Annotated in this window: 8 protein-coding genes; 4 read left to right on the top strand and 4 right to left on the bottom strand. The window is 60.6% G+C overall.

The window, feature by feature from the left end; translation table 11 throughout:
• Positions 1-64 precede the first annotated feature (64 nt).
• Together asnB (ACE10Z_RS28515) and ACE10Z_RS28510 are read right to left on the bottom strand one after the other, a co-directional pair.
• Positions 65-2,020, bottom strand: coding sequence for an asparagine synthase (glutamine-hydrolyzing) (asnB, locus tag ACE10Z_RS28515; RefSeq protein WP_375783727.1), 1,956 nt, complete (start codon positions 2,018-2,020; stop codon positions 65-67).
• A gap of 264 nt (positions 2,021-2,284) precedes the next feature.
• On the bottom strand, positions 2,285-2,407 hold the full coding sequence (locus tag ACE10Z_RS28510; protein WP_375783726.1) for a hypothetical protein: 123 nt from the start codon (positions 2,405-2,407) through the stop codon (positions 2,285-2,287).
• A 478-nt stretch (positions 2,408-2,885) separates the two neighbouring features.
• Between ACE10Z_RS28510 and ACE10Z_RS28505 the strand changes: the two genes are divergently transcribed.
• From ACE10Z_RS28505 to asnB (ACE10Z_RS28490), 4 genes are all read left to right on the top strand, one after another.
• On the top strand, positions 2,886-5,054 hold the full coding sequence (locus ACE10Z_RS28505) for a heparin lyase I family protein (RefSeq protein ID WP_375783725.1): 2,169 nt from the start codon (positions 2,886-2,888) through the stop codon (positions 5,052-5,054).
• A 498-nt stretch (positions 5,055-5,552) separates the two neighbouring features.
• Positions 5,553-8,297, top strand: a complete 2,745-nt coding sequence (locus ACE10Z_RS28500; protein ID WP_375783724.1) for a type I secretion system permease/ATPase — start codon at positions 5,553-5,555, stop codon at positions 8,295-8,297.
• Positions 8,284-9,708 (top strand): HlyD family type I secretion periplasmic adaptor subunit, encoded by a 1,425-nt coding sequence (locus ACE10Z_RS28495; RefSeq protein WP_375783723.1) that lies wholly within the window; start codon positions 8,284-8,286, stop codon positions 9,706-9,708. Before ACE10Z_RS28500 ends, ACE10Z_RS28495 begins: the two co-directional genes overlap by 14 nt.
• Positions 9,709-10,260: 552 nt before the next feature.
• Positions 10,261-11,928: an asparagine synthase B gene (gene asnB, locus ACE10Z_RS28490; RefSeq protein WP_375783722.1), complete on the top strand. Its 1,668-nt coding sequence runs from the start codon at positions 10,261-10,263 to the stop codon at positions 11,926-11,928.
• Between the two features lie 153 nt (positions 11,929-12,081).
• Here the strand turns inward: asnB (ACE10Z_RS28490) and ACE10Z_RS28485 are convergent, their stop codons facing one another.
• Both ACE10Z_RS28485 and ACE10Z_RS28480 read right to left on the bottom strand, forming a co-directional pair.
• Complete coding sequence (locus tag ACE10Z_RS28485; protein WP_375783721.1) at positions 12,082-13,248, bottom strand: GNAT family N-acetyltransferase; 1,167 nt, start codon at positions 13,246-13,248, stop codon at positions 12,082-12,084.
• A gap of 393 nt (positions 13,249-13,641) precedes the next feature.
• Entirely contained in the window at positions 13,642-14,079 is a 438-nt protein-coding gene (locus ACE10Z_RS28480; RefSeq protein ID WP_375783720.1) for a hypothetical protein, read from the bottom strand.
• Between the last annotated feature and the right edge of the window lie 1,424 nt (positions 14,080-15,503).

The raw sequence follows: 15,503 nt of genomic DNA, 5'->3' as shown, positions 1-15,503 counted from the left end.
CCAGGCCTCAGTCTATCGTTGTGCTTGGTTCCGATCGCCGTTCGACGGTGTTCGCCTTGGGCGTTCAAAGCGGCTCCGGAACGGAATGCCTGGCCAGAGTGTCGAGACTCGACGGCTTGAAGGCTCGCAAGAACAGCTCCAGGTTGGCCAGAGACCAAAGCACCTTTTCGTGGTTTTGACGGCGGGCGAGATGCTCGTTGACCAACTGCCTCAAGACCTCCCTGTCGCAGAAGGATGCCACACGCGTACCGTCGCAAACCAACAAATCGGAGATAAATTCACGATGAGGACCGCGAAACCACTCCTCAATTGGCACGCGAAATCCGATTTTCTTGCGCGTCAGAGTCCCCGGTGGAAGAGTGTGCTGCATCGCTGCTCGCAAGACTGACTTGCCGCCGCTCCGGCCGACCAGGAAATTGTCCGGAAACCGCGCTACAAGCTTGGCGAGACTGGTGTCCATGAATGGCATCCTGCCCTCAATTGAACCTGCCATCATCATTCGGTCCGCACGTTCAAGGAGGTTGTCGGGTAGCCACGACGTCTGATCGAAGAACAGCGTGCGCCGGACATTCGACCCGACGGCCATCGAGAACGGATGGGGATCCGGCGGCGTTACAGGTAGGGGGCGTCCGATAATACGATCCCGTTCGTTCAGGGAAACCCCGCCAAACCAGAGCTGCATCCGGCTCGGCCAATCCCGCTCGCCCGCTGCGGTAGTCACGATCTTGGCGCGACGCATATCGTACGGGAGTGCACGCATTGCGGGCGATATGATGCGATCATGAATAGTCTGTGGAACCAGTCGTTGGTAAAGCTCGATCCACAACTCGGCTCGATGCTTGGGGTAGCCGCCCAAAAGTTCGTCTGCTCCTTCTCCGGTAAGGACCATTTTCACCTTGCTCGCCGCCATATGCGACAGCATCATAACTGGAATATCGGCCGGTTCGGCAGCAGGGGCGCCGCGACGCAGCACAGCGGTCGGCCAGCTTTTCAAGAAGTCGTGCGGCTCCAGCACGATCTCCTCGTGATTGGTGTCGAACTGACGAGCTATGGTGCGGGCGTGATCAAGCTCGGAGTAGCCGGCTTCACGAAAGCCGACCGAGAAGGTGCGCACGCGCTCAGAGCTATGGCGGACCATAGCAGCTACAACCGCAGACGAATCGATGCCGCCGGACAAGTAGGCTCCAAACGCAACGTCACTCCGCATGCGAATTCGTACGGCATCATCGAATGTCGCCTTGAACATCCGGACTGCTTCGCCAAAGTCCGTGATGTCAGGCTCTGCCGACGCCAACGGTGGTACGAAATACCGGGTGATGTTTGTGCGTCCTTCGCGCCACACCAGGTGGCAGCCCGGGGAAAGCTTACGCACGGCTTGAAAGAATGTCCTGGGGCCGGGGACATATCGATTGAGGAGATAATGCTCGACGGCATGCGGGTCGATCCGGGTGTTCATGCCCGGGAACTTGAGCAGGGGCTCGATTTCCGACGCGAACAAAAGACCTGAGTTCTCGGCAATGAAGAGCGGCTTCTTGCCGAACGGGTCGCGCGCCAGCACAAGCTGTTGGGTTCTCGCATCCCATAGCCCGAACGCGAACATGCCACGGAAACGCCTGATCGAGTCCAGTCCCCAGGCCCGGTAGGCTTCGATCAGCACTTCCGTATCGGAGGACGTGCGAAAAGCATGTCCGAGAGAGACGAGTTCCTCGCGCAACTCGACGTAGTTATAGATCTCTCCGTTGAAAACGAGTCCGATCGAGCCATCAGCGCTCCACATCGGTTGGGCTCCGCCCTCGAGATCGATGATCGAGAGACGCCTATGCCCCAAGCTGACCTGATGGCACCCGCCGGCGGTGTCGCCTTGCCAGTAGCCTGCGCCGTCGGGGCCCCTGTGCTTCATGAGGTTGGTGAGGCGGACAAGGGTCCCGTAATCTTGCCGGTGCTTTCCCCGAAGTGCCCAGCCAAAAATTCCGCACATGGCCCCTGCCAGCTTCATGTTTCTGAACAATGCTGTGGCCACGGGTGACCCTCAATGGAGCAAGCGGGTTAATCCTTGGAGGTTGCGTCATCATGTCATCTCGACTTACTCGCGAGGATGGCGCGCGCATCACGCGCGGTCGCGACGTGCGGCGTTCAACCAGCAGGAGGAGTCGAGCTGCTGAAATGCCGCACTCGGACCAGTAAGCGGCCCGGGCGGCATGCGTGCCCGGACTACCTGGCCATTCCGTTCATGGCTGTCTTTTCTGTGACGATGCGGAGCGTTGCCGATGCGAGAGGCGGTTGACTACGGCGGACTGCTGGAGCGCCCGACCATTCGGATCCGGTCACCAATCCTCGTCGTCAATTGCTTGATGTGAGCGACCCGCGTCTCGGCCTTCACCAGCTTCGGAATTGACAGCTTACTCATCCGAAGAGAATCCCAAGCTGCGCAGGACTGACATTTTGCATCGGCAAGCTTGGTCATTTGCGGCCATGTGCAAGAAGGGCTGCATTCAGCCGGATCTGGGATCGCTCACGATGGCGAGCGCCTCATTGGCAATATCAGTGGAGAACTTTTTTGATCCTCCTGTGAGGATCACGCTGAATTTAGTTGCAACGGCAAGCACATATCGTACTCGCCGGCGAGTTGGCTGCTTCAAACTATCGCCATGCTAAGTAACTTTTTTTGCCATACTCCCTAATTAACCAACCGACTCAGCAGTTGGGGATGGGCGATTCGCACTGCATTGGAATGTGCGCGCAGTTGATCCTGTGATGCATCGGAAATCCGCTCGTGGCGCAAGGCGTTGCGAGCGCGTGGTATGTCGCGCGCCTTCGCGATGCGCGGCCGTAAATTCCCTTGTAAGCGTCAATGAGAAGCATCTCTTGACCAATGGAGGCCTGAATTGGATACGACCGGGACAATTACATCGTTTTCTTCCACACCGATGACGAGGTTTTCGATCGGTGGCGACGTCTACGGAGTGCAGGATGCGAGCACGAGCTACAGCCTGACCAATCCTGACCCACAAACTCTGCGCTTCCAAGTCCAGCAGGGTGATCATGCCTGGTACGACGACTCGTCTGTCGACCGCTCCGAGGTTTCAGCCGCGGTCAACATTCCCGGCGGCACTCCGCTCAACTTGAATTATCAGTTCATGGTGGAGGCAAATGGCCCCAATGGGTCATTTGTGAATACGGCAAGTGGCTGGTTCATCGTCGGACAGATGCACAATGATGATAACGCGAGCGGAGTGGGCACCTCGCCACCGTTTGCGATCCAGCTTGTTGGCGATCATCTGCAGGTTGTCGCCAGATATGTCCAGCCGGGCCAGGATCCGAGCAACGGGGCCGGCAACGTGCAGATGCTCACGCTCTGGACTGACCCCAATCCGATCCAGACGGGTGTGTACAACAACATCCAAATACAGGCCGATGTTTCGAACACCGGCGGCGGGTATTTGAAGGTCTCGATCAACGGCACACAGGTCGTGAACTACAGCGGCCCCTTGGGTTATGGGCAGGGCACCAATTGGGAGTACGGAGTCTATCGGTCGACGGCGCCCGAGACCGTCGCCGTCGATTACCGAAACATGACGCTGTTGACGGGGGCGGCGGCGACGTCGACGCAGCCGACCACACCGACGCAGCCGACCACGCCCACCACCCCGAACGTCGCGCCGACGGTTACGCAGGTCGCCGCTTCGCCGGGGACCGGAACCGAGCATGTCGGCGATGTCGTCACGTTGACGCTCACCTTGAGCGAGGCCGTGTCCGTCACAGGTACGCCGACGCTGTCGCTCAATGATGGTGCCAGCGCCACCTACGTTGGTGGCTCCGGGACAAATACGCTCACCTTCCAGACGAAGGTCGCGTCGACTGATACGAACACCTCGGCGCTCGCCATCACCGGGGTTAGTCTCGCGAGCGGCGCGAGCATCAAGGATTCCGGGGGCCTTGCCGCCAATCTTTCGGGCGCGGTGAAGACATTCTCCGGTCTTCAGATCTCGAACACGCCGATCATGCCGACGCAGCCGACCACGCCCACCACCCCGAACGTCGCGCCGACGGTAACGCAGGCGGCCGCTTCGCCGGGGACCGGAACCGAGCATGTCGGCGATGTCGTCACGTTGACGCTCACCTTGAGCGAGGCCGTGTCCGTCACAGGTACGCCGACGCTGTCGCTCAATGATGGTGCCAGCGCCACCTATGTTGGTGGCTCCGGGACAAATACGCTCACCTTCCAGACGAAGGTCGCGTCGACTGATACGAATACCTCGGCGCTCGCCATCACCGGGGTTAATCTCGCGAGCGGTGCGAGCATCAAGGATTCCGGGGGCCTTGCCGCCAATCTTTCGGGCGCGGTGAAGACATTCTCTGGTCTTCAGATATCGAACACGCCCATCGTGCCGACGCAGCCAACCACACCGACGACGCCGACGGTGACTCAGCCGGTGCTCTCCGTCGCGGACAGCTCGCTCTCGGTGGCCGGCAGAGGCGGTCACGTCGACCTGGGGACAACGCTGTCCACGACCGATCCCAACGATAAAGTCAGCCTGAACATCAAAGGGCTGCCGAAATATGAGACGATCACGACCGGCGATGGCACGACGTTCAGGGGAGGCGACATCACTCTGAGCTCTGCGCAGGTCGCCAGCGGACTGACGCTGACATCGTACTACCGGGGTAATGCTCATCCGGTCGCGACCCTTACCCTGACCGCCAGCGCCACCGACCCGGTTAGCGGCGCTGTGACGTCGGCGACGCCACAGACCATCACCGTCACGGATCCTCGGCCATCCGCAACCTCAGGGAGCACGGCAAACCAGGACCATGGGCTGCACCATCACCACCTTGGGTCGGGCAGCAGCACGCTGGCAGCTACCGCGCCGCAGACCACCTCTTTGGCGAACTACGACACCGCCAATGGGTCGCAAGCAAGCCATAGCTTCGCGCTGCTGAACCAGTATCTGGCGGGTAGCTCTGGTCGGGTCGACGGGGGGCAGATCGCGTCAGCCATTTCGAATGGCTCCGCCTGGACGCAGAACGCGTTCCTGACGAGGCCGCATCACTAACGCCATGCCGCACCCGGGCACCTTGCGCCCGGGTGCGGCACCGTCAGCTTTTTGGACGCCGAGCGGCAAAAGTGGTCGGTCAGCAGCCGCGAGGGGCACGGTGAAAACCAATCCACAACGGAGGGTTGCCGGCTGCCACCGATTGACGGACAATCGCCGTAAGAATTCTGATTCGATACTTCGTTGTGAGCGTAAAACGCCTGAGTTTAGGTCAGTTTCCGGGCACAACTTGCATGTGTATAAATCCACAATTCGAAAGTTTTTTCGCCATTTTTGCTCGTTAACCAACCTGCTCAGCCAGTCGGGGGGGCAATTTCAATATCCCGTCGCGCTGAAATCTCCTCGCGGTTCGAGGCCCTAACGCTCTGATGATTGCTTGCGCCGTTTTGGCCGCAAGCACGCGTATGTCGCGTATCCTCGGATAGGCGTCATTGGAATTCCATGTGCATGCAAAGGACCACAAACGCAGGCGGTAGCCGCGAAGGGTAGAGTAACGAAATGGCGATCCAGAACGGAAATGCCCACGCAACTCCAGATCTAGGGTTTCGAGCGCTGGCTCTGTTCCTGCGCCTTCATGGCGTGAACACCGAACCCGATCAGCTCCGCGATCGTTGCGGAGACAATGGGATAGGCATCCGCGGAATGCTTCGTTGCGCGCGCGAATTCGGGGTCAAGGTCCGTGCGACGACAATGGATTGGCCGCGGCTGGCGGGCATCCAGCTGCCTGGAATCGCTTCGCTGCGTGACGGCGGATTCTTGCTTCTGGGAAAGATCGAGGACCAGGTAGCGCTTGTGCTGCACCCGACCTCGTCGCATCCGCGGCGGATGACGCGTGCGGAATTCGAAGCGATCTGGGATGGCGGCTTGATCTCGCCCGGCTCACAGAGCCTCTCACACCGCGCACGTCACGCGATTGCCGACATCCGCGCCCAGGCAGTTGACCTGGGCGCCGGCCTGATGCGCCACGCCGGTGGCCTGCTGATGCTCGTCCGCGACAGCTTGACCAAGGCTCGCGATACCTTGTTGACGATGACGCCCGGCGTGCGGGCGCGTTCTACCGCTTCCGGCGATGTTGCGAACGAGGCCGCGGATATCGGGTCCCCGGCTGCGGGCGCCGATCCCGACGACGTCGACGAATCCGGGCTCATTGCGCTCGCGATCTTGCTGCGTTGCCATGGAATTGCTGCCGACCCCGCCCAAATCCACCACCGGGTGGGCGCGGCGCGCCTCGGCGTTACTGAAATCTTGCGCTGCGCCAAGGAGTTCGGACTCAAGGCAAGGGTGCAGCGGACCAGTTGGGACAGGCTTGCAGTCACGCCGCTGCCGGGAATTGCACTGCTGCGCGACGGCAGCTTCCTGATTCTCGGCAAGCTGATCGACGGCAAGCTTCTCGTTCAGCGCCCGCTGTCTCCGCGCCCTGAAACCCTTACCCAGGCCCAGCTCGAGGCGATCTGGGATGGTGGCCTCATTCTGATGGCCCGGCGCGCCAGACTGACCGATCTCGCGCGACGGTTCGATATCGGCTGGTTCGTCGGCGCCATGCAGAAGTATCGCCGCCTGCTCAGCGAGGTGCTGGCGGCGTCGTTCTTCCTTCAGATCTTCGCCGTTGTCTCACCGTTGTTCTTCCAGGTGGTCATCGACAAGGTGCTCGTGCATCGAAGCATGAGCACGCTCGACGTTCTGGTCATCGGCCTTGTCGTGCTGACTGTGTTCGAAGCCGTTCTCGAGACACTGCGCGTCTATCTGTTCGCGCATACGACAAACCGTATCGATGTCGAGCTCGGTGCGAGGCTGTTTCGCCACCTCATGGCACTGCCGATCGCCTATTTCCAGACGCGCCGCGTCGGGGATTCGGTAGCACGCGTCCGGGAGCTGGAGAATATCCGTCAGTTCCTGACGAGTTCGGCGCTCACGCTGGTCATCGACCTTCTTTTCACGGTCGTCTTCCTTGTGGTGATGTTCTACTACTCGACGACGTTGACCTGGATCGTGCTCGCGTCCTTCCCATTCTACATCGGCATATCGGCGGGAGCTGCGCCGCTGTTCCGCGCGCGGCTCGATGAGAAGTTCAATCGCGGCTCCGAGAATCAAGCCTTCCTGGTCGAAAGCGTCACCGGCGTCGAGACTTTGAAGGCCATGGCGGTCGAGCCGCAGATGCAACGCCGCTGGGAGGAGCAGCTCGCCGGCTATGTCGCCGCAAGCTTCCGCGTGCTCAGCCTGAACAACACGGCGAGCCAGGCAGTGCAGATGATCAACAAGCTGGTCATCGCCGCGACCCTTTACTTCGGCGCGCGGCTGGTAATTGATGGGGGCCTGACCGTCGGCGAACTTGTCGCGTTCAACATGCTGGCCGCGCGCGTCAGCACGCCGGTGCTTCGGCTTGCACAGGTCTGGCAGGACTTCCACCAGGCCCGCCTCTCGATCGATCGTCTCGGCGACATCCTCAACACCATTCCGGAGCCGAGCTTCACGCCGTCCCGCGCGGCTTTGCCGCCGATCCGCGGCCAGGTGAAGTTCGAGCACGCGACGTTCCGCTATCGCATCGACGGCCCCGAGGTGTTGCACGACGTGTCCTTCAGCATCGAGCCGGGCCAGGTCATCGGCATCGTCGGCTCGTCGGGGTCGGGCAAGAGCACCATCACCAAGCTGATCCAGCGTCTCTATGTTCCGGAAAGCGGACGCGTACTGGTCGACGGCGTCGACCTCGCAATGGTCGACCTGAGCTGGCTACGACGCCAGATCGGCGTCGTGCTGCAGGAAAACGTGCTGTTCAATTGCACGATCCGGGACAACATCGCGCTGACCGATCCAACCATGTCGATGGAACGTGTCATCGAAGCCGCAATGCTGGCCGGGGCGCACGACTTCATCCTGGAACTGCCCGAGGGTTACGACACCGTCGTGGGCGAGCGCGGTAGCAGCCTGTCCGGCGGACAACGCCAGCGTATCGCAATCGCGCGCGCGCTGATCACCGACCCGCGCATCCTGATTTTCGACGAGGCGACCAGCGCGCTGGACTACGAAAGTGAGCGCGCGATCCAGCAGAACATGAGGCGGATTTCCGCCGGACGGACCGTGATCGTTATCGCTCACCGGTTGTCGACTGTACGTAATGCCAACCGGATCATCACGCTCGAGCATGGCCGCATCGTCGAGGACGGCAGCCATGATGAGCTGATCCAAACCAATGGCCGTTACGCCAATCTTCATTATCTGCAGGCCGGTATCCATGACGTCCGCTAACCGCAACATCGTCCCGTTTCCGAGACGCGAACTCCGGCGCCGGGAGCACGAGCTTGCATTTCTGCCGGCGGCGCTCGAAATCGCCGAATCTCCGCCGTCACCGATCGGGCGTGCGATCGGAGCGAGCATCATCGCGATGTTCTGCATCGCGCTGCTGTGGGCGACGCTCGGCAGCGTTGATATCGTCGCCACGGCGACCGGCAAGATCGTGCCCGGCGGCCGTACCAAGCTGATCCAGCCGTTCGAGACGGGTGTAGTCCGTGCCATCCGGGTCCGTGACGGCCAGAGCGTGAAGGCCGGCGACGTCCTGATCGAGCTCGACCCGACGATGACGGAGGCCGACCAGGAGCGCCAGAAGAGCGATCTGCTTGCGGCCGAGCTCGACGCAGCGCGATTACGGGCGGCACTTGCAGCCGATCCGCTCGCCGCGTTCCGTGCTCCGCCGAACGCAAGCGCCGCCGAGATCGAGATGCATCGCCAGTTCCTGATCAGCGAGCGCGCCGAGCAGAATGCCAAGCTTTCCGAAATCGAGCGGCAGCAGGGGCAGAAGGAGGCGGAACGAGAGACGACGTCGGCGAGCGTTGCCAAGCTGGAAGCGACCATTCCGGTGCTGCAGGAGAGGGTCGATATCCGCAAGGGCCTCGTCGAAAAGGCACTGGCTTCCAAGGTCGTCTATCTCACCGAGTATCAGGAACTGGTCGCCATGCAGCAGGATCTTGTGCTGCAGAAGAGCCGGCTGCGCGAAGCCGATGCGGCGATCGCGCTGCTGAAGGAAACAAAGGAGAAGGCTACCGCGGAGTATCGCCGCGCGACCTACGATGCACTTGCGAAGGCCGAGCAGAAGGCTGCGAGCGCGGCGCAAGAGGTGATCAAGGCGGATCGGCGCACGAAGCTCCAGCGTCTGACCGCGCCAGTCGATGGGGTCGTGCAGCAGCTTGCCGTCCATACGGTGGGCGGCGTGGTGACCCCGGCTCAGGCGCTCGCAGTGGTGGTCCCGAGCGAGAGCCAACTCGAGATCGAGGCCATGCTCTCCAACCGCGATATCGGATTCGTCCATCCGGGGCAGGCGGCGGAGATCAAGGTCGATACCTTCAACTTCACGCGCTACGGACTGCTTCACGGCGATGTGCTCAGCGTGTCGACGGATGCCATCACGCGCGACAGGATGCAGGGCTCGAATGACCACCCGTCGGGCGCCACGCAGAGCAGTAGCGAGCCGAAAGGTCAGGAACTGGAATATGCCGCGCGCGTGTCGCTCGACCGGACACACATGCAAGTGGAGGACAAGCTCGTCAAGCTTGGCCCGGGCATGGCGGTGACGGTCGAGATCAAGACGGGTACGCGCAGGATCATCAGCTACCTGCTTTCGCCGCTGGCGAGATACAAGCAGGAAGCGTTGCGGGAACGGTGAGAAGCCGACTTTCTCCGGCGGGCCCTCGTCCCGCCGGAGCTAAACCGGGGGCTAGGCAAGTCCAAGGGCGGATGTTGGAAAGGCCCAGATCGATAGCGCCGCAATCCGGGTCGCGGCATCACCGCACAGATGTGGCAACGCCCTGAGGCCACAGCTTTTGGGGTCGTTGTTGAGCGGCCCAGCGACCAGGCATCTCGTCTGCGGGTAATCAAGGCGGGGCTTCATCCACCATCCCGTAGATCACTGGATCTGTTCGGACACCCCCTGGCACTGGACACGGCGTGAGTATCCGCCGCCAACAAACTCCACGCCACGCCGGAGCCGCCTCGCTTTACCGGGACGTCCGTCGGCACCGTCCGCCGTATGCCGATCCCGCTGCTGCTCTGGGGCGCAACATGGCGCTTACCTCCAGGCAGCCTCTCAACGCATTTTGGTTACTTCGGATGGTGCGCTGTTCAGCTAGCCAATTCAATGCCACTGTTGGGTATTCCAGTTCAATGCAAGCGTTGATCATAGCAGGCCAGATCCCAGCATTCGGAAGGGTTAACCACCTTGTGCGGCTTCGTTGGCATATTCGAATTCAGAGAATCGTTTGAATCGGCGCGCAGCCGGGCGCTGGAGATGGCAAAGACGGTCAGGCACCGTGGCCCGGACTGGAGTGGCATTTATTCCAGCGAACGCGCGATGCTCGCGCACGAACGGCTTTCCATTGTCGACGTAGAGCACGGAGCCCAGCCGCTTCTCGACCTCACCGCGGGGCGGGCGCTGGCTGTGAACGGAGAGATCTACAATCATGTCGCTCTGCGCGACGCACTGAAGCGGCCGCACGCCTGGAAAACGAAATCAGACTGCGAGATTATCCTGTATCTCTACGACGAGTACGGACCAGCGCTGTGCAAGATGCTGAGTGGCATTTTTGCGTTTGCCCTCTTCGACGAACGTAACGGAGACTTCTTCGTCGCCCGGGACCACATCGGCATAGTGCCGCTTTATATTGGATGGAGCGGCGACGGCGTAACATATGTCGCAAGCGAAATGAAAGCACTCGATGGGGTGTGCGAGACGATTCAGGAGTTTCCGCCGGGACATTACTATAGCGGCAAGGCCCGCGAATTCGTCCAGTGGTATGATCCGGAGTGGGCGCATGCATTTCCAACCAAGAAGGTGTCGCTGCACGAGCTCCGGACGTCACTCGAGACCGCAGTCAAACAGCAAATGATGTGCGACGTGCCTTACGGGGTACTTATTTCCGGTGGGCTCGATTCCTCGCTCATCGCAGCGCTCGCAGCACGGCACCGCTTCAAGCGGATCGAGTCCGGGGAGACCGAGGAGGCCTGGTGGCCAAGGCTGCACTCGTTCTCCGTGGGTTTGGAAAACTCACCCGACATGAAGTATGCGCGAAAGGTGGCGGCTCACATCGGCACGGTCCATCATGAAGTTGTATTCACCGTGCAGGACGGGTTGGACGCGTTGCCCGATGTGATCCGGCACCTGGAAACCTTCGATGTCACCACCATTCGTGCTGGTACGCCGATGTACCTCATGGCGCGCAAGATCAAGGCAATGGGCATCAAGATGGTTCTGTCTGGAGAAGGCGCTGACGAGGTATTCGGCGGCTATCTCTACTTCCACATGGCCCCATCGGCAGAAGAATTCCACGAGGAGACTGTTCGAAAGCTCTTTGCGCTGAGCAGGTACGATTGCTGTCGCGCGAACAAGGCAACCGCGGCTTGGGGCGTCGAAGCCCGTGTGCCCTTCCTGGACAAGGAATTCCTGGATTACGCGATGTCGATAAACCCTGCCGAAAAAATGTGCCCCGGTGCGAAGATCGAGAAGGGCATATTGCGGGAAGCTTTTACCGACCTGTTGCCGCAGGAGATCTTGTGGCGTCAGAAGGAGCAGTTTTCGGACGGAGTGGGGTACAGCTGGATCGAGTGCTTGAGGAATCATGCCGAGGGTAAAGTCTCGGACCAGATGTTCGCAGAGGCGGGTAAGCGCTTTCCGAAGCAGACGCCGACCTCGAAGGAAGGATATTTCTATCGGACCATCTTTGACGGCATTTTCAAGAACCCGACAGCCTGCCTGACCGTCCCCGTCGGTCCCTCGATCGCGTGTTCGACGCCGACCGCGTTTCTCTGGTCCCAGCAATTTGCGAGCATGGATGATCCATCTGGAAGGGCAGTGAAGGGCGTACACATTCAGGCCATTGGTAACATGTGAGCAGACTCCGGCCCCGAAGACGCCGCCCGGGCCATCAGGCTGCTGCGGACCACCTGAACGAGCCTCTATGGCTGGATCCGGATGCCTGAACCGGGAGCAGACTGCGACCTTCCCATGTGCCTGACAGCTCGGAAGGCGGCCGCGGCCAATATCTCAACTTGCATTTGCTGACCCGAAGAGCCGCAGCTTCCTTTTTGGAAGGTTCGTAGCGATCGTTCGTAGCGTCCGTTTCGCGTCACGGAGCTTCGCCTCGATGTGGCGTTCTGGACCGTCCCTGCAAATTGCGATCCACTTCATGGCATACTCGCTATTTGCAAGATGGGCCTTGTGCCCGGCGCCACCAGCCAGGAAGTCGTAGCCGCGTTCCCCGCGCGAGATGCTATCCTCGATAGCCAGTACGTGGCTCACGAGCCCGGGCTTGAGGCGGCCATCGCTCTCGTAAAGAAAGCCGCTTTGGTAGTTCAGGACACGGCCGTCGTGCACGAAATTGTACACGACCCCAATCGTCTGGTCGCCAACCAGCGTCCGTGAGACGCGGACCGCTCCTGTGGGAATTCCGCGCGCGATCAACTCCTCGTGGAACGGGCGGAAGCCCGGATTGGCGAACGCCCCTTTGCGTCCCCATCGCGACCGATGAAAGTCGCTCAGCAGATCGAACGCAGCCAGGGCCTCCGTCGTCGTTTCCATGATCCGGAATTCAAGGGGACCTCGTTCGGCATACAACCTCATGGCACGGCTCACGGCCTGGCGAGTGCTGCGGCCCAATGTGGCGCGATAATCTTTCTTTTGCTGATGGGCTTTGGCGTAATCAACCCACAAGGCCGTATCAGCCTGTTTCACCTCGCTGACGAGCCCAGCCTTGCCCGCAGCGCGGCAAGCGGCCAACTCGACGTCCGCATCAATTCCGGAAAGCACCAGCTGATCCGCGCGGCGCAAGCGGGACGTCAACGCGTCGAGACCTGCCGGGATAATGGTGTCCGGTTGCTCTGCAAGAATGCTGTTGCACTCGATGAACAGCCGGTCGAAAAGGGTATCTCCCGATTCATTGAGCAGCCAGCGTGCCCGCGCATGCGGCCCAAGACTCCAGGCTCTCCGCCGGCAGATGATCGCCAACCCGACGATCTTGCCTGACGACCGTGCTACGAGGACGTGCGGTTGGGTGCCATCCGGAATGTGCCGTAGCCACGTGCCGATCCAGAGCCAAGACAAGAAGAACGAGTGAGTGGCCCGAGCTTCGAGCTCCTTCCACGCGGTTTCAAGCCAGGCAATGCTGTCCAAGGCCTCCAGGCTGACATCGGTGACGGCGTCAGGCATGCTCATTCGTGCTCAACGCCAGAGGACCGCAAACGCGCTTTGATGAGAGAACAAGGATCCCGCTGCAATGATCGCGCATAGTCGCATGATGGCGCGGGCCTGGTCACACACGTATCCTTCGGGCGGCCAAGCCATTGGGCGTCTGTGACGGTCGCCTCGGCCGGGCGGATGGCGGTACTATATCTGGAATTCGACCTATGTGCGGACCCTTTCTGGTTACCCACTCCTGCGACTTGTGCCTTCGGCGCGACTGTGCCGAGGGGACTGTGAACGGCCAGCTTTTGAACAGCAGTCTGGTCTGCCTGTTACGTGCTGGCAGCGGCGGCGCTGCCGGCGCGATACGCTCTGGCAGTTATCGCGCTTCGAGCGCGCTATTTCCGCAATTGTGCGATAGAACGACTACGATGGTCGAGATAGAGCCTGAGCCGAGGCCAGGAACGCTCCGAGTTGCTCGACCAAATCTGCCGCGATCGACGTGTCGACCATAAGAATTGTGGTGCCGGGTGTTTTGTCGGACGACCAAGCGCCCTGAGCGGAGATCGCAGCATGATCGGAGCGCACCTTCACAAGCACGCGGGTTCTCTCCACGTTGAGGCGCTCACCGACGAGATTGGTTCCTTCCACAGAGCCGCCGGCGGTTTGCCTGCCGACAGCGACGGGCGAAATCTCTAGTATCGCCTGGGCCAACCAGATCGCATGCTTGTAGGGAATCGTCCAGATTGCCGAGCCCTGATCGGCGTCAACTTCAACTCTAAATGCCAGTCCGTCATCGGAGCTCTCGATCCCGAGAAAACCCTTGATGGTTTGTCGCTCAAGCGTGCCGTCTCGATTGGTCAACGCGGGCCTCAATTTTGCTTTCGCGATAGTGAGCGTTGCTATTCGGAATTCAACCTGCTTTCGAGTGAGCTGATCGCTCCGCAATTGGGCGGGACCGTCGCTCCCTAGGCTGAGCGGCGATCCCTTATCGCACGATATGTTTGGTCGGGGTGTCGTTGTCCGCCAATCCGCACGACTGGGGACACGGTAAATCGGCAAATGCCTGCGGCAAATTGCCATTCTGAACTAGTCCGAACTAAGCGATCCGACAGCACGTCGCCTCTTGGGGCAAAGGTATTAGCGCGCTGCAAAATTGCGAAATCCTGGTGACGAAATTCAAGGGAGAGACGTAAAGTCATTGGTCGAGGTTGACCGCTACAACCTCCAAAGCCCATAGCCCCGGCTCCCTGAGCCGGGGCTCGCCGCGCGACGGACGTCGCTGCCCGGTCCACCGGCGGCGCCGTTGATATTGGCAACGCTCGCGTAGATCCATTCGTCGCCTGGCCGCGAAGATGAAGAGGCCGCCAACTCGGAGGCGGGCCTTACATTCCGAAGTCCGGCCATGCGTTGGACAGCGTCGGTGTGCTGTCCCTGAGCGGAATGGTGATCACCCATGCAGAAGACAATCATAGCGTCTATCGCTATCAACGATCTCCGCACGCAGATGTCCCCCGAGATGGCTCCGAAATTTCCCAGATTCCGTTCGTAGTCTCAGTTCGCTGTGCTGTCCAAGTTAGACCACTCGCAGGAGCGAATTAGGACATCGGCGCACCATCATTGGAACAACAATACCCCTTGTAACTCTGACGGGGTGAGTTCAGGCCCCCAAGCCTCGCACCCCGGTAACGGCCCCGGTCTATCGCCCAGATCGGGGCTGTTTCTTTTCGGCGGAGCCGCGGCGGGTAGCCGGCCCCGCCGGGAGCGCAGCAGTTTTCTAGCTCCGAAGGGGTAGCCCGCCAGCGCAGGGCAGCAGGCGGCTTCGCTGAAGTAAACTTGTCTAGCGCCCTTCATATTCCTTTCCCTTCAGCGGCAAGACCTATGCCGGCACGGTATGCGCCGAGCCTGACGCTCGACTGGCGAGCAGCCACCGGAAATATTGCAGAACGTGAAATCGTGAAAATCGAAGAGACGTTTTGACTACCGTCATTCGCACCTTGGTGCAGGCCGCCGGAATACGGTCGACCTGATCTCACCGGCGCGCGCAGTGCTTCTCACAGCAATAATCCGATACGCAGGCGCTACTGACTGAAGGCGTAAGCTGTGTATTCTGGCTTCAGCGTCGCCAGCCGTTGAGAAGCCCGAAGCTCTGGTCGGCGTTTGAGAAGGTTGAGTATCAAGCGCGATGCCGTGGACGTGGCACTGGTGGATTTTTCTGGGTGCTTCCGCCGTTGGTACGCTCGCGGCGAGGAGCCTCTTTGAGGAGAGGAGAGCTCAAAGCGGAGACA

The organism is Bradyrhizobium sp. Pha-3 (genome assembly GCF_042258615.1).
Lineage (GTDB): Bacteria > Pseudomonadota > Alphaproteobacteria > Rhizobiales > Xanthobacteraceae > Bradyrhizobium.
This window is presented reverse-complemented; position numbering and strand designations above follow the sequence as displayed.

Excerpts from the sequence above, each read along its gene's own strand:
- ACE10Z_RS28510 (WP_375783726.1), bottom strand. The coding sequence starts at position 2,407 with ATGAGTAAGCTGTCAATTCCGAAGCTGGTGAAGGCCGAGACGCGGGTC.
- ACE10Z_RS28500 (WP_375783724.1), top strand. The coding sequence starts at position 5,553 with ATGGCGATCCAGAACGGAAATGCCCACGCAACTCCAGATCTAGGGTTT.
- ACE10Z_RS28495 (WP_375783723.1), top strand. The coding sequence starts at position 8,284 with ATGACGTCCGCTAACCGCAACATCGTCCCGTTTCCGAGACGCGAACTC.
- ACE10Z_RS28485 (WP_375783721.1), bottom strand. The coding sequence starts at position 13,248 with ATGAGCATGCCTGACGCCGTCACCGATGTCAGCCTGGAGGCCTTGGAC.